A 19,525-nucleotide genomic window follows, 5' to 3' on the forward strand; every position below is an offset into this window, starting at 1 on the left:
CTTAGGAGGATGCTCCAAGCCCGAGGGTCACGAAGAGACCCGGGCCCCGGTCCGTCGCCTCCGCGAAGATCTCCTCCGCGACCTGCCACTCCTCGGGCCGCTTCTCGGCGTACGCCCGCCAGCCCCGGACGACGACCAGCAGCCCCCGCTCCACGGCTCCCTCGGGCCAGAGGCCGGGGTCGGCCAGGCAGTCGGCGAGGGCGTCCCAGTTGCGGCCGAACCACCCGGGCAGGGAGAGGTCACGGGCGCAGCGGTCCATGAGGCCCGCCTTGTCCGTGACCCCCTCGAGGTCCAGCACGAGCACGATCCGGCCGGCCGGATCGTCCGGCACCTCCCGCGACTTGCTGGCCATACGTCAGACTCCGTCCGGGTCGGTCCTGTTGAGCGCGGACTTCGGTGCCGGGCCCGCCGTCATCAGATAGTCCGCGGCCGACGTGTCCGTCACCAGGCTGGTGACGAGCCCGGACCGCAGCACCGCGTCGATCGCGGGTCCCTTGCGCTGTCCTCCGGCGATCGCGACGACCTCGGGGATACGGCGGAGCTGGTCTGCCTTGACCGTGATGCACCGCTCGCCCAGGTCCCGGCCGACCCTTCGGCCCTCGGCGTCGAAGAGGTGCGCGGACATCTCGGCGGCGACACCGAGGGAGGCGTAGTGCGCGCGCTCCTCGTCGCTGAGCATGTCGTGCACCGTGGAGATGCCCGGCTCCCAGGAGCCGATGGAGACGCAGGCGACGGTGACCTTGTCGAAGTGCTCGAAGGCCCGGGCGATCCCCGTCTGGTTGCGCAGCGCCGTGGCCGTGGCCGCGTCGGGGAGCAGCATCGGCGCGTAGATGGGGTGCGCGTCACCGCCGGACACCTGGGCGGCACGGCGTACCGCCTCGACGGAGCCGCGTTCGGCGGTCCCGGCGTCGTACACGCCCGTCAGCTGCACCACCGTACACGGGGGCAGCCGGTCGAGCGCCGCCGCCATGTGGATGGTGGAGCGGCCCCAGGCCAGGCCCAGCACATCACCTTCGTTGACCAGTTCGCCGAGCAGGTCGGCGGCCACCTCTCCCAGGTTCTCGGGGTCGGGTGACTCCTCGGCCTCGGCCGGGGACTCGACCACGACAGCGTGCCTGAGGCCGTAGCGGGCGCGGAGCGCGTCCGAGCGCTCCGCGTCCAGCTCCGCAGGCACACGGATCTCGATACGTACGAGATCCCGTTCGAGGGCGGTCTCCAGGACCCGGGCCACCTTGAAGCGGCTGACGCCGAACTCCTCAGCGATCTGGATCTTGGACTTCCCCTCGAGGTAGAAGCGGCGGGCCATGGCCGCCGCCTGCACCAGCTCAGCGGGTCCCATCCGCATGGCTGACCGGCCCGCCGACATACCCGACACGGCGATCTCCTCACTGCTGTTCACACTCTGGATTCGCCGTTCATCCTTGCAGATCCGGCGCGGATGATCAGCCCTGATGAGAGCCGTTCACTTTGCTGTGGCTCAGTGGTCGCAGGCCCAGGAGGCCTTGGCCGTGGTCGCCTCCGCCTGCGTGCGTAGTGCACGTACCGCCTCTGCCGGGTCGTTTGCCCCGTAGACCGCCGATCCGGCCACGAAGACGTCGGCTCCGGCGTCCGCGCACCGCTCGATAGTGGAGGCGGAGACTCCGCCATCGACCTGGAGCCAGAGCTCCAGACCGTGCTTGCTGATCAACTCGCGGGTGCGGCGAATCTTGGGAAGCATGATGTCGAGGAAGGCCTGTCCCCCGAAGCCCGGTTCGACCGTCATGATCAGCAGCATGTCGAGCTCGGGGAGCAGGTCTTCGTACGGCTCGATGGGGGTCGCGGGCTTCAGCGCCATGGAGGCGCGGGCGCCCTTGGCGCGGATCTCCCGGGCGAGCCGGACCGGTGCGGCGGCCGCCTCGACATGGAAGGTGACGGAACCGGCCCCCGCTTCGACGTACTGGGGCGCCCACCGATCGGGGGCCTCGATCATCAGATGGCAGTCCAGCGGAGTGTCCGTCGCACGGGCGAGCGACTCCACGACCGGCACGCCGAGTGTGAGGTTCGGGACGAAATGGTTGTCCATGACGTCGACGTGGAGCCAGTCGGCTCCCTCCACGGCCTTCGCCTCGTCCGCGAGGCGGGCGAAGTCGGCGGAGAGGATGCTGGGGTTGATCTGCACGGCCATGTCCTAAGACTGCCATGCCCTCCGGGGGTTGTGGGCATCGGTCCCGGGTCGCAAAGGGGGTTGCCATGAAACAGGGCGTCGCGCACCTCGTCTGCGGGCGGCGGGCCAAGTGGCTGGTGCTGGCCCTGTGGGTGGTGGTGCTGTTCGTCGCCGCGCCGTTCGCCATGAAGCTCACCGACGCGCAGGACAACGACGCGTCGTCCTGGCTGCCGGGGTCCGCGGAGTCGACGCAGGTGCTGGAGATCTCCGAGGACTTCCGGCCGGAACAGATCCCGGCGATCGTGGTCTACGCCCGGGACAGCGGGCTGACGGCCCAGGACCGGGCGGAGATCACCGAGGACGTACGGCAGCTCAAGGAGCTGCGTGACCACGGCATCCGGGGTGCGGAGACCCGGGGGCCGGTCTTCGACCGGCAGGCCGATCCGCGGGCGGCGCAGGTCTTCGTGCCGATCACGATGGACGAGGAGGGCTGGGAGCGGATCTCGCCCGCCGTCGACTCCGTCCGGGACGACGTCGGCGAGGGCGGCGGCGGGCTGGCCGTGCACATCACGGGCCCGGGCGGCACGTCGGCGGACTTCGCGGAGGCCTTCGAGGGCATCGACTCGACGCTGCTGTTCTCGGCGATGGTCGTCGTCATCGTCATGCTGCTCATCACGTACCGCAGCCTGACCCTGCTGCTGGTCCCCCTGGTCTCGGTGGTCTGCGCGCTGTTGACCTCCCAGGCGCTGATCTACCTGCTGGCCGAGCACGCGGGCCTGACGGTCAACGGCCAGAGCGCCGGCATCCTCACGGTGCTGGTCTTCGGGGCGGGGACGGACTACGCCCTGTTGCTGGTCGCCCGCTACCGGGAGGAGCTGCGCCGGCACGAGGACCGGCACGAGGCGATGGCCCTGGCGCTGCACCGCGCGGGCCCCGCGGTGCTCGCCTCCGGCGCGACGGTCGTGCTGAGCATGCTGGTGCTGCTGGCCGCCGATATGAACTCCACGAGCGGTCTGGGCCCGGTGGCCGCGATCGGCGTCGCGGTCGCCCTGCTGGCGATGATGAGCCTCTTCCCCGCCCTGCTGGTGATCTTCGGCCGGTGGATCTTCTGGCCGGTGGTCCCGCACTACGGCACGCCCGACCCGACCGAGCGCGGCATCTGGGCGCGCACGGGCCGCCGTATCGCCCGTCGCCCGCGTACGACCTGGGCCGTCACGGCACTGGTCCTGGCGGTCTGTTCGCTGGGCCTGATCCAGCTGCGCGCGGAGGGCATCGGCAACGCGGACGCGTTCACCGGGAAACCGGACTCGATCACCGGCCAGGAGGTGTCGGCGCGCTACTTCCCGGCGGGCAGCGGCGATCCCCTGGTCATCATCAGCAACCAGGCGCAGGCCGAGCAGGTGGGCCGCGCGGTGGCGGCGACGCAGGGCGTGGTCCCGCAGTCCCTGGGCCTGCCGCCCGGCACGAAACCGGCCTTCGAGGGCAAGGTCCTGTTCGAGGCCACCATGACCGCCCCGGCGGACAGCGGGGCCGCCAAGCAGACGGTGGAGCGGGTGCGGGACGCCGTGCACGCGGTGCCGGACGCCGACGCCCGGGTGGGCGGCGGTACGGCGGCCCTGCTCGACATGGACGAGGCGACCACGCACGACAACGTGCTGATCATCCCGCTGGTGCTGGTGGTCGTCCTGCTGATCCTGTGCGTCCTGCTGCGCGCCCTGATCGCGCCGCTGCTGCTGATCGGGACGGTGATCCTTTCGTTCGCGGCGGCCCTCGGCATCAGCGCGCTCGCGTTCCGGTACGTCTTCGGCTACGCGGGCGAGGCGACCGACTTCCCGCTGTTCGTCTTCGTGTTCCTGGTCGCGCTGGGCATCGACTACAACATCTTCCTCACCACGCGCATCCTCGAGGAAGCAGCCCGCCAGGGCACCAGACCGGGTGTGGTCACCGGTCTCGCCGCCACCGGCGCGGTCATCACCTCCGCCGGCCTGGTCCTGGCCGGCACCTTCGCCGCCCTCGGCACCCTCCCGATGGTCGCCTTCGCCGAGATCGGCTTCGCGGTCGCCCTCGGCGTCCTCATCGACACGTTCGTCGTGCGCTCGGTCCTGGTCACGTCACTGTTCCTGGACGTGGGTCCGAAGGTGTGGTGGCCGCACCGGCTGGCCAGGGAGGACGGCGGTGCGGCGGCCCGGGAGAGGGTCGGAGCGGGGGTCAGCCGGTCCGGCGGATGAGCGCCAGGTACATCGCGTCGGTCCCGTGCCGATGCGGCCACAGCTGCACGTCGGGCCCCTCTCCCAGGTCGGGTACGCCGGGCAGCAGCGGCCGGGCGTCGAGGAGCTCGGTGTCCGGGTGCTGCTTGAGGACGTCGGCGACCACGGCCCTGGTCTCGGCGAGGTGCGGCGAGCAGGTCGCGTAGCCCACGACACCGCCGACCCGCACCGACTCCAGGGCGGTGCGCAGCAGGCCGCGCTGCAACGGCGCGAACCCCTCCAGGTCCTCCGGCCGACGCCGCCAGCGTGCCTCGGGGCGGCGCCGCAGGGCACCGAGCCCGGTGCACGGCACGTCGACCAGCACGCGGTCGAAACTGCCGGGCCGCCACGCCGGACGCGTCCCGTCCGCGGCGATCACCTGGTACGGCCCGGGGTTCCCCTCCAGCGCCCTGGCCACGAGCCCGGCGCGGTGGGTCTGCTTCTCGGAGGCGACGAGCAGCGCGCCCCGCTGGGCCGCGAGGGCGCCGAGCAGCGCGGCCTTGCCGCCGGGCCCCGCACACCCGTCCAGCCACCGCAGGTCGGGCCCGTCCAGCGGCGCGTTGGCGAGAGCGAGCGCCACGAGCTGGCTGCCCTCGTCCTGCACGCCCGCACGTCCGTCCCGCACCGCCGCGACGGCGCCCGGCTCACCGCCCTCGGTCAGGCGCACGGCATACGGCGACCAGTACCCCGGCACGGCGGCGTCCTCTTCGAGCAGTTCCTCGGCGGTGGCCCGACCGGGCCGCGCCACCAGGGTCACCTCGGGCCGCTCGTTGTCGGCGCGCAGCAGGTCCTCGATGCCGGAGCGACCGCCGCCGAGGGAGTCCCACAGCGCGGACACGACCCACCGCGGATGCGAGTGGACGACGGCGAGATGGTCCTCGGGATCCTCGTCGTAGGCCGGCGCGATCCGCTCCAGCCAGCCGTCCAGATCGTGCTGCGCCACCTTCCGCAGCACGGCGTTGACGAACTTGGCCCGCCCGTCGCCGAGCACGACCCGCGCGAGCTCGACGGTGGCGGACACGGCCGCGTGCGTCGGGATCCGCGTCCCGAGCAGCTGATGCGCGCCGAGGCTCAGCACGTCCAGCACCGGCGGGTCGACCTCCCGCAGCGGCCGGTCCACGCAGGCCGAGACGACCGCGTCGTACGTCCCCTGCCACCGCAGCGTCCCGTACACCAGCTCGGTGGCGAGCGCCGCGTCCCGGGCGTCGAACTTCTCGGGGCCCTCCTGCTCCCGCGCCTTGCGCAACAGCGGCGGCAGAACGAGGTTGGCGTAGGCGTCCCGCTCGTCCACGGCCCTCAGCGCCTCGAAGGCGAGGATGCGGACGGGGTCCTTCTTGGGCCGACGGTAGGGCTTGCCTGACGTACGGGGCCGACGGGGCTGGTCGCTCACGAAAAAGGTGCTCCGGGTGTGAGAAGAAGTGCGCCGTCCAGCCTACGCCGCCCCGGACGTGCCGCTGTGTCAGCCCCCGAGCCGCTCGCCCTCGGCGATCCGCACCCCGCGTGCCCAGTCCGCCGCCCGCATCGGCTTCTTGCCCTGGGCCTGCACCCAGACGAGCTCGACGGCGTACGAGCCGGTGCCGACGTACACGTTGTTCTTCCCGGCGGCGATCTGGCCCGGGGCGAGATCCGTCCGGTCCGGCACGGGGGTGACCTGGATGAGCTTGAGCCTCTCACCGCGGAACGTGGTCCAGGCGCCGGGAGCCGGAGTGCAGCCCCGCACCATCCGGTCGACGCGCAGCGCGGGAGCGGTCCAGTCGATGCGGGCGTCCTCGACGTTGACCTTCGGGGCGAGGCTGACCCCCTCGGCCGGTTGCGGTACGGCCTTCAGCGTGCCGTCCTCGATCCCGTCCATGGTCGCCGCGAGCAGCCCGGCACCGGCGAAGGCCAGCCGGGTCAGCAGGTCCCCGCTGGTGTCGGTGGGCCGGATCTCCTCGGTGACCGTCCCGTACACCGGCCCGGAGTCGAGCCCCTCCTCGATCAGGAAGGTGGAAGCCCCGGTGATCTCGTCCCCGGCCATGATGGCGTGCTGCACGGGCGCGGCTCCGCGCCAGGCCGGCAGCAGGGAGAAGTGCAGATTGACCCAGCCGTGCGCGGGGACGTCGAGGGCGACGCGGGGCAGCAGGGCGCCGTAGGCGACGACGGGACAGCAGTCCGGCCCGATCTCCCGCAGCCGCTCCAGGAACTCGGGGTCCTTCGGCTTCGCGGGCTTCAGCACCTCGATCCCGGCCTCCTCCGCCCGCTCGGCGACGGGCGACGCGACGAGCCTGCGCCCCCGTCCGGCCGGCGCGTCGGGCCGCGTGACGACAGCGGCCACCTCGTGCCGCTCGGAGGCGAGAAGAGCGTCCAGAGCGGGAACGGCGACCTCGGGTGTACCGGCGAAGACGAGCTTCATGGGGTGGTGGGGGCCTCTCGGACGGGGGTCGATGACGGGCAACGCCCAAGTCTATGAGCCGGAAACAGAAAGCCGCCGACGGCGCTCGCCCCCCACGGGAGAGCCGGGCCACTCGACGGACAGTTACGGGTGGTGCGCGGGTGGGAGACAAAAGCCGAAGGCCGAAGGCCGAGGCGCACGCCCCGCGCAAACGGGCGCACGCATATGCCCCCACGCCCCCACACCGTGACCCGCGGAGCGAATCCGCGTTGGTCAAGACAGAGTTGACCACATCGGGCCGCGATCGCGGCCCATTCCTTTCAACGCCGGTTCGAGAGGCTTGTTCATGGCCGACCACGCAACCCACGACGCCCAGGCTCGGGCCAGCCTGCACTTGCTGGTGCGGGACATCGAGCGGGTCCGCCGGCAGGTGGACGCACTGCGCACACTCACCGCCCAGTTGGGCAACGTCTACCGCCCGCGCCGCTCCGGGCCCTCCACGGGCTTCGTCGTCTACGGACGCGCCCCCGCCCCGACGGTACGTCTCGCCCAGGAGCTGCGGGACAGTGTCGAGACCCTGGTGACGGCGGCCGTGGACTTCGACCGCTCACTCGGCTTCTCGTGGGACGCGGTGGGCTCCGCACTCGGGGTCACCAAACAGGCGGTCCACCGCCGTTACGGCGCACGCCGTGCCACGGCCCAGCCGACCGCGGCCGAGGCGGAGCGCGCACCGGAGCCCTCGGGCTCCCGCACGGTCAGTGTGAACACCGGTCTCCCCACGGTCCCGGCGGCCCGCTCCATGCCCACCCAGCCGACGGCGGGCAGCCCGGCACTCCGCGACGAGGCAAGGCCGACGGCCTTCCCCGGCCCGCGCAACGGCTGAGCCACCCCTGCCCCCTGCCCCCTGCCCCGCCCTCCCGGAACACTCCGGGAGGGCAGCGACGTATCCGGACGCTGCCGTCTCGGAGTCCTGCGAGCACGTCACTGTGCCGAGGACAGCCATCTCCAACGAACGCTGCCGTACCGGACCCCTGCGACCGCCACACCAGGCCAGAACACAGCCGTCCCTACAGCGCCGTACCACCGGGCCCCTGACACCACATCACCGGGCCAAAGGTCAGCCAGCACTGCGGACGCCGCCCCGCCGGACCCCCGGCAGTGGCTCACCCGATGTCCGCCGGATCGATCCGCACCCAGACCCCACTCCCGCCGCCACTCCCGCCGCCACTCCCGCTCCCACTACCCCGAGCCATCCGCGCGGCCTGCGCGGCCTTCAGCGCGGCGGCCAGCGCGGCGCCCTTCCCCGGCGGCACACGGATCAGCGCCCGTTCCCACTGCTCCCCGGGCGGCGGCCCCCCGGCCCGTCGCGGTCGTCCCGCTACGGGCACGGGCAACGGCACCGGCCCCAGTACCTCGGCCTCCCCCGGCAGTTCTGCCGCGCGGAGAAACTCGGCCACCGCTTCCGCCGGCCCCGACACCGCCGCCATCCGCGACACGGGCGGAAACCCCAGCTCGGCCCGCTCGGCGAGTTCCCGCACCGCGTGACCGACGGGGTCCCACCGAACGAGCGCCTGGACGGGCCGCAGCGTCGGCTCGGCCACGACCACCACCGTGCCGCCGGCCGGCTGCGGCCGGACGAGCGACCCGGCCGCGATCCACCGCCGCAACGCGTCCTCCCCGGCGCGCAGATCGGGTCGCCCGAGCATGGCCCATCCGTCCAGCAGCAGCGCCGCCGCGTACCCGCCCTCTGCGACGGGCTCGGCCCCGGGCGTACTCACCACCAGCGCGGGCACCCCCGGCACCGTGTCGAGTACGTGTTCACGGCCCGAGGTCCGCACCGGCACGGCGGGGAAGGCCCGTCCGAGTTCCTCGGCGGTCCGCCGGGCGCCCACCACCGAGGCGCGCAGCCGGAAGGCACCGCACTCCGGGCAGTTCCAGCCGCTCTCCTCACGGCCGCACCACCCGCAGCACAACGCGCCGCCGTCCCGTGTCTCCAGCGGCCCGGAGCACTGCCGGCACCGCGCGGGCGCCCGGCAGTTGGCACACGCCATGCGCGGCACGTATCCCCGCCGGGGAACCTGCACCAGCACCGGACCTTGCCGCAGACCGTCCCTGACGACCTGCCAGGCGAGGGTCGGCAGCCGGGCGGCCCGGGCTGCCTCGTCCCGTGCGAGGTCCCCGTCACCGACGGTGCGGACGAGCGGAGCGGCGGCGCGCACCTGCTCACGCCCGGCGACCAGCGGGCGCGCCCACCCGCTCTCGACGAGCTGCGCGGCCTCCACCGTGCAGCCCCAGCTGCCCAGCAGGAAGCCGCACCTGTCCTGGGCGGCCCGCAGCAGCAGCACCTCACGTGCGTGGGGCTGCGGGGCGTGCTGCTCGCTGTGGCTGTCGTCCCCGTCGTCCCAGATGGCCACGAGCCCGAGGTCCTGGACCGGTGCGAACATCGCGGCCCGGGTCCCGATCACGGCCCGTACGGAACCCCGCCGGACCGCGAGCCACTGCGCGTACCGCTTCTCGGGACCCGCGTCGGCGGTGAGCACCGCGTGCCGCCCCTCCCCCAGCAGGGCGGTCAGGGCGGCGTCGACCCGGGCGACCGCCCGCCCGTCGGGCAGGACGGCGAGGGCCCCGCGACCGGAGGCCAGTGTCGCCACGATCGCCCGGGCCAGCTCCTCGCTCCACTCCGGGCCGGGCAGCGCGTTCCACACGGCCCGTGGCGCACCGCCGGAGGCCAGCGATTCCAGGAAGGCCGCTCCCCGCTCGTACCGCTGCCAGGAGCCCGCCTCGGGCGCCGGGGGCGAGGGCAGCGGCGCGGGCGAGGGGCGCTGCTCGGCCCGGGCGTTGCGCGGCGGTACGGCCAGCTGCAGGACGTCGGCGAGGCTGCCCGCGTACCGGTCGGCGACCGCCCGGGCCAGGCCCAGCAGTTCCTCGCTCAACACGCGCTCGGGCGACACGACCTGGGCCAGGGCGGCCAGCGGCCCCGAGTAGTCGGACTCGGGCAGCCGCTCGACGAGGAACCCGTCGATCAGGCCGCCGCCCTCGCGCCGTCCTTCCCTCACGCGGTGCCGCCCGGCCCCGAACCGCACCCGCACCCGCACGCCCGGCTGGGCCTGCTCGTCCAGTTCCTCGGGCACGGCGTAGTCGAAGTACCGGTCGAGATGGAGCACGCCCTTGTCGACGAGCACCCGCGCGACGGGCAGGTCCTTGGCGAGCGCGGCCCCCCGCCAGGTCCGCGGCTTGGCCCGGGGCGTCTTCGCCTTCCGCACACTCTCCCGGATGAGCGCGAGCTGTTCGGGCGGCGCACCCTCCGCGCCGCCGCCCGCCTGTTCGTTCTCGCTGCTCACGCTTGCATTCTTACCAAACGCCACTGACATCCGACGGCGCCCGAGTACCCGTCTTGCCGGACACCGGACGCACGACGAGGCCCGGCGCCCCGAAGGGTGCCGGGCCTCGCGAGGTACCGCGACGGCGTCGGGCGCACGGCCCCGCCGTCTTCCGGGGACTTACAGGCCCACGGCCTTGCGCAGCGCGTCCACGCGGTCCGTCCGCTCCCAGGTGAAGTCGGGAATCTCGCGGCCGAAGTGGCCGTAAGCCGCCGTCTGGGAGTAGATCGGGCGGAGCAGGTCGAGGTCGCGGATGATGGCGGCCGGACGGAGGTCGAAGACCTCGTCGATCGCCTTCTCGATCTTCTCCGTGTCGACCTTGGCGGTGCCGAAGGTCTCGACGAACAGACCGACCGGCTCGGCCTTGCCGATGGCGTACGCCACCTGGACCTCGCAGCGGGTGGCGAGACCCGCGGCGACCACGTTCTTGGCGACCCAGCGCATCGCGTACGCCGCGGAGCGGTCGACCTTGGACGGGTCCTTGCCGGAGAAGGCGCCGCCGCCGTGGCGGGCCATGCCGCCGTAGGTGTCGATGATGATCTTGCGGCCGGTCAGGCCGGCGTCACCCATGGGGCCGCCGATCTCGAAGCGGCCGGTGGGGTTGACCAGGAGGCGGTAGTTCTCCGTGTCGAGCTTGATGCCCTCGTCGAGCAGCGCCTTGAGCTCCGGGTCGACGACGAACTCCTTGATGTCCGGAGCCAGGAGCGAGTCCAGGTCGATGTCGGAGGCGTGCTGCGAGGAGACCACGACGGTGTCCAGACGGACCGCCTTGTCGCCGTCGTACTCGATGGTGACCTGCGTCTTGCCGTCCGGACGCAGGTAGGGGATGGTGCCGTTCTTGCGCACGTCGGACAGGCGCTTCGACAGGCGGTGCGCCAGGAAGATCGGCAGCGGCATCAGCGTCGGCGTCTCGTCCGTCGCATAGCCGAACATCAGGCCCTGGTCGCCCGCGCCCTGCTTGTCGAGCTCGTCCTCGTCGCCCTCGACACGGGACTCGTAAGCCGTGTCCACGCCCTGGGCGATGTCCGGGGACTGCGCGCCGATCGACACCGAGACGCCGCAGGAGGCGCCGTCGAAGCCCTTCTTCGAGGAGTCGTAGCCGATTTCGAGGATCTTGCTCCGGACCAGCGTCGCGATGTCCGCGTACGTCTTGGTCGTGACCTCGCCGGCCACGTGCACCAGGCCGGTCGTGATCAGGGTTTCGACGGCGACCCGGGAGGTCGGGTCCTCGCGGAGCAGCGCGTCGAGAATGGTGTCGCTGATCTGGTCAGCGATCTTGTCGGGGTGACCTTCGGTCACGGACTCCGAGGTGAACAAGCGACGGGACACAACGCTCCCTGGGGTTGCAGCGGCTGCTGGCTGATCATTTGGCGGACGGCGGGGGCTGCACCCGGCGCCGTCCGTGGAACAGCTTATCGGTCACGCTTAGGCCACGGTCTCCCTGTCTCGACACTCGGAAGCGCTGTGACCTGCGGCACGGGCATTCTGCCCAATGCCGTGCTGCGTTGGCCAGAGGCGCCACGCCCCGATCGGCCGGGTTTCACGGGGGCGCAGGAGGACTGAAACATCAGCGAAGGCGCTCGACCACCAGGTCCCAGACGGTTTCGGCCAGGGCTTCCTTGGGGCCGTGCGGCACCGCGGTCTCGCTGCCGTCGGCGCCGAGGACGACGGCCTCGTTCTCCTCGGAACCGAAGGTCCTGCTCTCCCCGACCTCGTTCACCACCAGCAGATCGCAGCCCTTGCGCTTCAGTTTCGCGCGGCCGTTGGCGAGCACGTCGTCGGTCTCCGCCGCGAAGCCGACGATCACCTGTCCCTGGCGCACGCGGTCGGCGGAGATCTCCGCGAGGATGTCCGGATTCCGCACCAGGGTGATCGGCTCGGGCTCCTGGTCGTCCTTCTTCTTGATCTTCCCGGCCGCGTACACCGCCGGGCGGAAGTCCGCCACCGCCGCCGCCATGACCACCGCGTCCGCGTCGGCGGAGGCCTTCAGCACCGCCTCGCGCAGCTGCACGGCGGTGCCGACGGGGACGACGTCCACGCCGGCCGGGTCGGGCAGGGCACTGTTGGCCGCGATCAGCGTGACGCGGGCGCCGCGGGCGGCCGCGGTGCGGGCGAGGGCGTAGCCCTGCTTGCCGGAGGAGCGGTTACCGAGGAACCGGACGGGGTCCAGGGGCTCGCGGGTGCCACCGGCGCTGACCACGACATGCCGGCTCCTCAGATCCGGCCCGGTCACGCCCCGGGCCAGCACCCGGCGGCAGACCTCGAAGATCTCTCCCGGGTCGGGCAGCCGGCCCTTGCCGGTGTCGACTCCGGTGAGACGGCCCACGGCCGGTTCGATCACGAAGGCGCCGCGGCGGCGCAGCGTCGCCACGTTCTCCTGGGTGGCCGGGTGCTCCCACATCTCCGTGTGCATCGCGGGGGCGAACACGACCGGGCAGCGGGCGGTGAGCAGGGTGTTGGTGAGGAGGTCGTCGGCGAGTCCGTGGGCCGCCTTGGCGAGCATGTCGGCGGTGGCGGGGGCGACGACGACCAGGTCGGCGTGCTGTCCGATGCGGACGTGCGGGACCTCCTGCACGTCGTCCCACACCTCGGTGGAGACCGGGTTCCCGGAGAGCGCGGACCAGGTGGCGGCGCCGACGAAGTGCAGCGCGGAGGCGGTGGGCACCACGCGCACGTCATGGCCCGACTCCGTCAGCCGCCGCAGCAGCTCACAGGCCTTGTACGCGGCGATGCCGCCACTGACCCCCAGAACGACCTTCGGCTTGTCCACGTCTCTCCCCGGACCTCGGCAACCGGCACAACGTACGACTCCATGACACACCACAGGCCCGGCAGTCGGCCTGCCGGGCCTGTGGAAAAGTCAGCGTCAAGCTGCAAATAGTACTTACTGCGCCGGGCCCTCGACGGCCTCGGACGTCAGCAGCCCCGCGTTGATCTCGCGAAGAGCGATCGAGAGCGGCTTCTCGTGGACGTGGGTGTCGACGAGAGGACCGACGTACTCGAGGAGACCCTCGCCGAGCTGCGAGTAGTACGCGTTGATCTGGCGGGCCCGCTTGGCCGCGTAGATCACGAGGCTGTACTTCGAGTCGGTGGCCTCGAGGAGCTCGTCGATCGGCGGGTTGATGATGCCCTCGGGCGCGGAGATGGAAGAGGACACGCTCTACCTTCCGATGGATGGGAAAGATTCTGTCGAGGTGATCAGCGAGACCCGGAAACGATCAGCGATGGTCACACGACGTCCACCAAGGCTAGCAGCTCGCGAGCCACGTCCTCGACGGAGGTGTTGACCAGGGTCGTATCGAACTCCGGCTCCGCGGCCAGCTCGGTCTTCGCCGCCTGGAGCCGGCGCTCGATCACCTCGGGCGGTTCGGTGCCCCGCCCGGTGAGTCTGCGCACCAGCTCCTCCCAGGAGGGGGGAGCCAGGAACACCAGCTGGGCCTCGGGCATCGACTCCCGGACCAGGCGGGCGCCCTGGAGGTCGATCTCGAGGAGTACGGGCTCGCCCTTCTCCAGGCGCTCCTGCACGGCCGCACGTGGCGTGCCGTAGCGGTTGCCGGCGAACTCGGCCCACTCCAGCAGTTCGCCGTTGGCGATCAGCTTGTCCATCTCGTCGTCGGTGACGAAGAAATAGTGGACTCCGTGCTTCTCGCCGGGGCGGGGCTTGCGGGTCGTCGCCGACACCGAGAGCCAGACCTCGGGGTGTTCCTTGCGCATATGGGCGACGACCGTGCTCTTGCCGACCCCGGAGGGGCCGGAGAGCACGGTCAGCCGCGGACGTTCACTCATGCAGCGATTATCCAGCAATCCCGGAGTGCCCGGGACTCGCTTCCCCGGAGTGCCCGGTTCAGGAGCCGGTGCTGCCGAACTCGCGCTCCAGGGAAGCGATCTGGTTGGAACCGAGGCCGCGCACACGACGGCTCTCGGAGATACCGAGTCGCTCCATGATCTGCTTGGCGCGGACCTTGCCCACGCCCGGGAGCGACTCGAGGAGGGCGGAGACCTTCATCTTGCCGATGACGTCGTTCTCCTGGCCCTGCTTGATGACCTCGTGAAGGGAGGCGCCGGAGTGCTTGAGTCGATTCTTGACCTCGGCCCGCTCCCGGCGAGCCGCGGCGGCCTTTTCGAGCGCGGCTGCGCGCTGTTCAGGGGTAAGGGGCGGAAGAGCCACGCCTACGTCACCTCGGATGTCGAACTGTCGGATACGGACCGGTGAGGAACCTAGTCGCCCCACACCTGGGGAGCTACGAGCAACACGCTTGCCCGTTCACTCTCGTCGGAGACTAGCGGGCAAGTCCGCCAGAGTCAGCGAGAACAGCGGAAAAGTCCTGGTCAGCCTTCACCTGAAGGGACATTTAGGACATACTGCCCCGGATTTGAGGATGTATTCAGACTCAAGCGCACTGCAGACCACTCGTCGGAGGACTCCGGAAGAGGTCAGGAGGAGGTCATGGTGTGACGGATCTCCTCCGCGAAGCGCCCCGCGGCATCACGCAACGTGACCGCGTCGGGACCGTGGCGTAGCACTCCCCGGCTGACGTTCGGCACGACATTGCGCACCGCTGTGCCGAAGACCCGGGGAAGATCGGCCGGCGTGGCCCCCTGGGCACCGATGCCCGGCGCGAGGAGCGGGCCGTTGATGTCCAGGTCGTACGACGACAGGTCACCGAGCGTCGCGCCGACGACCGCGCCGAAGGACCCCAGCGGCTCCTCCCCCGCGTTCTCGGCGGACAGGTGGGCGAGCATGGTCGCTCCGACGTTCCGGCCGTCGGACCGCACCGCGTGCTGGACCTCGCCGCCCTCGGGGTTGGAGGTCAGCGCCAGCACGAACAGCCCGGCGCCGCTCTCCCGCGCCAGCGCGACGGCCGGGCTCAGCGAGCCGTAACCGAGGTAGGGCGAGACGGTCAGCGCGTCGGAGAACAGCGGCGCGTCCTTGTGCAGGAAGGACTCGGCGTACGCGGCCATGGTCGAGCCGATGTCGCCGCGCTTGGCGTCCATCACGACCAGCGCGCCCGCGGCCCGCGCCTCGGCCACCGACTTCTCCAGGACGGCGACGCCCCGCGAGCCGAACCGCTCGAAGAACGCGCTCTGCGGCTTGAGCACGGCGACCCGGTCGGCCAGAGCCTCGACGACCGTGCGGCTGAACCGCTCCAGGCCCGCCACGTCGTCGTTGAGGCCCCACTCGGCGAGCAGGGAGGCGTGCGGGTCGATGCCGACGCACAGCGGGCCGCGCTCGTCCATGGCGCGGCGCAGGCGTGCGCCGAAGGGTTCGAGACCACTCATGCCGTCTTCCTCACGTCGGCGCCCACCGCGTCGGCGAGCGTGGCGTAGGGGCTGGTGCGCAGGCGCGCGGCGAGCCCCTTGTGGAGGTCGCGAGCGTAAAACGGCCCCTCGTAGATGAAGGCGCTGTAGCCCTGGACCAGCGTGGCACCGGCCAGGATGCGCTGCCAGGCGTCCTCGGCGTTCTCGACGCCCCCGACGCCCACCAGGGTGATCCGGTCGCCCACGCGCGCGTACAGGCGGCGCAGGACCTCCAGGGAGCGTTCCTTCAGGGGCGCCCCGGACAGTCCGCCGGTCTCCTTGACCAGGGAGGGGTCGGACTTCAGACCGAGCCCTTCGCGCGCGATGGTGGTGTTCGTGGCGATGATCCCGTCCAGGCCGAGTTCCACGGCGAGGTCGGCGACGGCGTCGACGTCCTCGTCGGCGAGGTCCGGAGCGATCTTGACCAGGAGCGGGACGCGCCGCGCGGACACGGTGCGGTCGGCGGCCTCGCGGACGGCGCTCAGCAGGGGGCGCAGCGCCTGAGTGGCCTGGAGGTTGCGCAGACCGGGCGTGTTCGGGGAGGAGACGTTGACCACGAGATAGTCGGCGTAGGGCGCCAGCCGCTCGGCGGACTTCACGTAGTCCGCGACGGCCTCCTCCTCGGGTACGGCCTTGGTCTTGCCGATATTGACGCCGACGACGGTCTTGAAGACGGGCGTCCGGGAGGCCAGGCGGGCGGCGACGCGGAGAGATCCGTCGTTGTTGAAGCCCATGCGGTTGATCAGCGCCCGGTCCTTGACCAGGCGGAACAGCCGCTGCTTGGGGTTGCCGGGCTGCGGTTCGCCGGTCACCGTGCCGATCTCGACGTGGTCGAAGCCGAGCATGGCCATGCCGTCGATGCCGACGGCGTTCTTGTCGAAGCCCGCGGCGAGCCCGAAGGGACCGTGCATGCGCAGCCCCAGGGCCTCCGTGCGCAGCTCCTTGTAGCGGGGCGCGAGGGCGGCCGCCAGGAAGGTGCGCAGCACGGGCACGCGGGCGGCCAGGCGGATCCAGCGGAAGGCCAGGTGGTGCGCCTGCTCCGGGTCCAGCCGCTTGAAAACGAGACGGAAGAAAATCTTGTACATGGGTGTCCTCACGAAGACATGGCGTCCTCACGAAGAGGGGGACACCGTTTCCGGTGTCCCCCTCGGGGCTGCTAGTCGCGGGCCGCGGTCAGGTGTTCCGCGTGTTCCTGGAGCGATCGGACGCTCACGTCGCCGCGATTGAGGGCGTCGATGCCCTGGACCGCCGCCGCGAGTGCCTGGACCGTCGTCAGGCAGGGCACGGAGCGTGCCACGGCCGCCGTACGGATGTCGTAGCCGTCGAGGCGGCCGCCGGTGCCGTACGGGGTGTTGACGATGAGGTCGACCTCGCCGTCGTGGATGAGCTGGACGATGGTCTTCTCGCCGTTCGGGCCGGTGCCCTCGGACTGCTTGCGCACGATCGTGGCGTTGATGCCGTTGCGCTTGAGCACCTCGGCCGTGCCGGAGGTGGCGAGCAGCTCGAAGCCGTGCGCGACCAGCTCGCGGGCCGGGAAGATCATCGAGCGCTTGTCGCGGTTGGCCACCGAGATGAAGGCGCGGCCCTTGGTGGGCAGCGGGCCGTAGGCGCCCGCCTGCGACTTGGCGTACGCCGTGCCGAAGACGGTGTCGATGCCCATGACCTCGCCGGTCGAGCGCATCTCCGGGCCGAGGACCGTGTCGACGCCGCGGCCGTGGATGTCGCGGAAGCGCGACCACGGCATGACGGCCTCCTTGACGGAGATCGGCGCGTCGAACGGCAGCTCGCCGCCGTCGCCGTCGGCCGGCAGCAGGCCTTCGGCGCGCAGCTCGGCGATCGTGGCGCCCAGCGAGATCCGGGCGGCGGCCTTGGCCAGCGGCACCGCGGTCGCCTTCGAGGTGAAGGGGACGGTCCGGGAGGCGCGCGGGTTGGCCTCCAGGACGTAGAGGATGTCGCCCGCCAGCGCGAACTGGATGTTGATCAGGCCGCGCACTCCGACGCCCTTCGCGATGCCCTCCGTGGAGGCGCGCAGGCGCTTGATGTCGAAGCCGCCGAGCGTGATCGGGGGCAGGGCGCACGCCGAGTCGCCGGAGTGGATGCCGGCCTCCTCGATGTGCTCCATGACGCCGCCGAGGTAGAGCTCCTCGCCGTCGTAGAGCGCGTCGACGTCGATCTCGATCGCGTCGTCGAGGAACCGGTCGACCAGGACCGGACGGGACGGGCTGATCTCCGTCGACTCGGCGATGTACGCCTCAAGGCGCGTCTCGTCGTAGACGATCTCCATGCCGCGCCCGCCCAGGACGTACGACGGGCGGACCAGGACCGGGTAGCCGATCTCGTCGGCGATGGCCTTGGCCTCGGCGAAAGTGGTGGCGGTGCCGTGCTTGGGGGCCGGGAGGCCGGCCTCCTTGAGGACCCGGCCGAAGGCGCCCCGGTCCTCGGCGGCGTGGATGGCCTCCGGGGACGTGCCGACGATGGGCACGCCGTTGTCCTTCAGTGCCTGCGACAGGCCCAGCGGGGTCTGGCCGCCGAGCTGGACGATGACGCCCGCGACCGGGCCGGCCTGCTGCTCGGCGTGGACGATCTCCAGCACGTCCTCCAGCGTCAGCGGCTCGAAGTACAGACGGTCGGAGGTGTCGTAGTCCGTGGAGACGGTCTCCGGGTTGCAGTTGACCATCACGGTCTCGTAGCCCGCGTCGCTCAGCGCGAAGGAGGCGTGGACGCAGGAGTAGTCGAACTCGATGCCCTGGCCGATGCGGTTCGGGCCGGAGCCCAGGATGATGACGGCGGCCTTCTCGCGGGGCGCGACCTCGGTCTCCTCGTCGTAGGAGGAGTAGAAGTAGGGCGTCTTCGCGGCGAACTCGGCGGCGCAGGTGTCGACCGTCTTGTAGACCGGGCGAATGCCGAGCGCGTGCCGGACCTCGCGGACGACGTCCTCGCGCAGCCCTCGGATCTCGCCGATCTGCGTGTCGGAGAAGCCGTGGCGCTTGGCCTCGGCGAGCAGGTCGGTGGTCAGCTCGGGGGCCTCGGCCAGCTCGTCCGCGATCTCCTTGATCAGGAAGAGCTGGTCGACGAACCAGGGGTCGATCTTCGTGTACTCGAAGACCTCCTCGGGCGTGGCGCCCGCGCGGATGGCCTGCATGACGGTGTTGATCCGGCCGTCGGTGGGGCGGACCGCCTCGCGGAGCAGCTCCTCCTTGTCGCCGGGCTCCCCGACGAAGGTGAACTGGCTGCCCTTCTTCTCCAGGGAGCGCAGGGCCTTCTGGAAGGCCTCGGTGAAGTTGCGGCCGATGGCCATGGCCTCGCCGACCGACTTCATTGTGGTGGTGAGGGTGGAGTCCGCGCTCGGGAACTTCTCGAAGGCGAAGCGCGGGGCCTTGACGACCACGTAGTCGAGCGTCGGCTCGAAGGAGGCGGGGGTCTCCTGCGTGATGTCGTTCGGGATCTCGTCCAGCGTGTAGCCGACGGCGAGCTTGGCGGCGATCTTGGCGATCGGGAAGCCGGTCGCCTTGGAGGCGAGCGCCGAGGACCGGGACACACGCGGGTTCATCTCGATGACGATGACCCGGCCGTCCTCGGGGTTCACCGCGAACTGGATGTTGCAGCCGCCGGTGTCGACGCCGACCTCGCGGATGACGGCGATGCCGATGTCGCGGAGGGTCTGGTACTCGCGGTCGGTCAGCGTCATCGCGGGCGCCACGGTGATCGAGTCGCCGGTGTGCACGCCCATGGGGTCGAAGTTCTCGATGGAGCAGACGACCACGACGTTGTCGTGCTTGTCGCGCATCAGCTCCAGCTCGTACTCCTTCCAGCCGAGGATGGACTCCTCCAGGAGCACCTCGGTGGTCGGCGAGAGCGTGAGGCCCTGCCCGGCGATGCGGCGCAGTTCCTCCTCGTCGTGGGCGAAGCCGGAGCCGGCGCCCCCCATGGTGAAGGACGGGCGGACGACGACCGGGTAGCCGCCGAGTTCCTCGACGCCGTTGAGGACGTCGTCCATGGAGTGGCAGATGTAGGACCGGGCGGACTCGCCGTGGCCGATCTTCTTGCGGACCTCCTCCACGACCTCCTTGAACTGGTCGCGGTCCTC

Annotated in this window: 16 protein-coding genes; 2 read left to right on the top strand and 14 right to left on the bottom strand. The window is 71.4% G+C overall.

The window, feature by feature from the left end; all coding sequences use genetic code 11:
- Position 1: 1 nt before the first annotated feature.
- The 3 genes from AOQ53_RS08160 to rpe form a co-directional block, all read right to left on the bottom strand.
- Positions 2-331 (bottom strand): barstar family protein, encoded by a 330-nt coding sequence (locus AOQ53_RS08160; protein ID WP_059416325.1) that lies wholly within the window; start codon positions 329-331, stop codon positions 2-4.
- Between the two features lie 24 nt (positions 332-355).
- Positions 356-1,399: a sugar-binding transcriptional regulator gene (locus AOQ53_RS08165; protein WP_059416302.1), complete on the bottom strand. Its 1,044-nt coding sequence runs from the start codon at positions 1,397-1,399 to the stop codon at positions 356-358.
- A 78-nt stretch (positions 1,400-1,477) separates the two neighbouring features.
- Entirely contained in the window at positions 1,478-2,164 is a 687-nt protein-coding gene (gene rpe / locus AOQ53_RS08170; RefSeq protein WP_037769158.1) for a ribulose-phosphate 3-epimerase, read from the bottom strand.
- Positions 2,165-2,229: 65 nt separating this feature from the next.
- Here rpe and AOQ53_RS08175 point away from each other — a divergent pair, with 65 nt between their 5' ends.
- Positions 2,230-4,371: an MMPL family transporter gene (locus AOQ53_RS08175; protein WP_059416304.1), complete on the top strand. Its 2,142-nt coding sequence runs from the start codon at positions 2,230-2,232 to the stop codon at positions 4,369-4,371.
- Here the strand turns inward: AOQ53_RS08175 and AOQ53_RS08180 are convergent.
- Complete coding sequence (locus AOQ53_RS08180; protein WP_059416306.1) at positions 4,352-5,779, bottom strand: RsmB/NOP family class I SAM-dependent RNA methyltransferase; 1,428 nt, start codon at positions 5,777-5,779, stop codon at positions 4,352-4,354. The genes AOQ53_RS08175 and AOQ53_RS08180 overlap by 20 nt on opposite strands.
- A gap of 69 nt (positions 5,780-5,848) precedes the next feature.
- Complete coding sequence (gene fmt, locus AOQ53_RS08185; protein WP_059416308.1) at positions 5,849-6,781, bottom strand: methionyl-tRNA formyltransferase; 933 nt, start codon at positions 6,779-6,781, stop codon at positions 5,849-5,851.
- Between the two features lie 325 nt (positions 6,782-7,106).
- On the opposite strand from fmt, the gene AOQ53_RS08190 reads away from it, so the two are divergent.
- On the top strand, positions 7,107-7,643 hold the full coding sequence (locus tag AOQ53_RS08190; RefSeq protein WP_059416310.1) for a hypothetical protein: 537 nt from the start codon (positions 7,107-7,109) through the stop codon (positions 7,641-7,643).
- Between the two features lie 280 nt (positions 7,644-7,923).
- Here AOQ53_RS08190 and AOQ53_RS08195 read toward each other — a convergent pair whose 3' ends face one another.
- The 9 genes from AOQ53_RS08195 to carB all read right to left on the bottom strand — a co-directional run.
- Positions 7,924-10,101, bottom strand: coding sequence for a primosomal protein N' (locus AOQ53_RS08195; RefSeq protein ID WP_059416312.1), 2,178 nt, complete (start codon positions 10,099-10,101; stop codon positions 7,924-7,926).
- A gap of 159 nt (positions 10,102-10,260) precedes the next feature.
- On the bottom strand, positions 10,261-11,469 hold the full coding sequence (gene metK, locus AOQ53_RS08200; protein ID WP_059416313.1) for a methionine adenosyltransferase: 1,209 nt from the start codon (positions 11,467-11,469) through the stop codon (positions 10,261-10,263).
- 238 nt (positions 11,470-11,707) lie between these two features.
- Entirely contained in the window at positions 11,708-12,910 is a 1,203-nt protein-coding gene (gene coaBC / locus AOQ53_RS08205) for a bifunctional phosphopantothenoylcysteine decarboxylase/phosphopantothenate--cysteine ligase CoaBC (RefSeq protein WP_059416315.1), read from the bottom strand.
- 114 nt (positions 12,911-13,024) lie between these two features.
- Positions 13,025-13,297, bottom strand: coding sequence for a DNA-directed RNA polymerase subunit omega (gene rpoZ, locus AOQ53_RS08210; protein ID WP_003988945.1), 273 nt, complete (start codon positions 13,295-13,297; stop codon positions 13,025-13,027).
- 71 nt (positions 13,298-13,368) lie between these two features.
- Positions 13,369-13,926 (bottom strand): guanylate kinase, encoded by a 558-nt coding sequence (gene gmk / locus AOQ53_RS08215; protein ID WP_059416316.1) that lies wholly within the window; start codon positions 13,924-13,926, stop codon positions 13,369-13,371.
- Between the two features lie 58 nt (positions 13,927-13,984).
- Positions 13,985-14,308, bottom strand: a complete 324-nt coding sequence (locus AOQ53_RS08220; RefSeq protein ID WP_003977346.1) for an integration host factor — start codon at positions 14,306-14,308, stop codon at positions 13,985-13,987.
- A gap of 266 nt (positions 14,309-14,574) precedes the next feature.
- A complete protein-coding gene (pyrF, locus tag AOQ53_RS08225; protein WP_059416317.1) occupies positions 14,575-15,420 on the bottom strand; it encodes an orotidine-5'-phosphate decarboxylase in 846 nt (281 codons plus the stop codon).
- Complete coding sequence (locus AOQ53_RS08230) at positions 15,417-16,523, bottom strand: quinone-dependent dihydroorotate dehydrogenase (protein ID WP_059416318.1); 1,107 nt, start codon at positions 16,521-16,523, stop codon at positions 15,417-15,419. Before AOQ53_RS08230 ends, pyrF begins: the two co-directional genes overlap by 4 nt.
- Before the next feature lie 71 nt (positions 16,524-16,594).
- Positions 16,595-19,525, bottom strand: a 2,931-nt coding sequence (carB, locus tag AOQ53_RS08235) for a carbamoyl-phosphate synthase large subunit (protein WP_059416319.1), incomplete at its 5' end; no start/stop codon positions are given.

This window comes from Streptomyces azureus, assembly GCF_001270025.1.
In the GTDB taxonomy this organism is placed as follows: Bacteria; Actinomycetota; Actinomycetes; order Streptomycetales; family Streptomycetaceae; genus Streptomyces; species Streptomyces azureus.

Bases quoted from the DNA above. Each gene is read 5' to 3' on its own strand.
- AOQ53_RS08230 (WP_059416318.1), bottom strand. From the start codon at position 16,523: ATGTACAAGATTTTCTTCCGTCTCGTTTTCAAGCGGCTGGACCCGGAG.
- fmt (WP_059416308.1), bottom strand. From the start codon at position 6,781: ATGAAGCTCGTCTTCGCCGGTACACCCGAGGTCGCCGTTCCCGCTCTG.
- AOQ53_RS08190 (WP_059416310.1), top strand. From the start codon at position 7,107: ATGGCCGACCACGCAACCCACGACGCCCAGGCTCGGGCCAGCCTGCAC.
- AOQ53_RS08175 (WP_059416304.1), top strand. From the start codon at position 2,230: ATGAAACAGGGCGTCGCGCACCTCGTCTGCGGGCGGCGGGCCAAGTGG.
- rpe (WP_037769158.1), bottom strand. From the start codon at position 2,164: ATGGCCGTGCAGATCAACCCCAGCATCCTCTCCGCCGACTTCGCCCGC.
- gmk (WP_059416316.1), bottom strand. From the start codon at position 13,926: ATGAGTGAACGTCCGCGGCTGACCGTGCTCTCCGGCCCCTCCGGGGTC.
- pyrF (WP_059416317.1), bottom strand. From the start codon at position 15,420: ATGAGTGGTCTCGAACCCTTCGGCGCACGCCTGCGCCGCGCCATGGAC.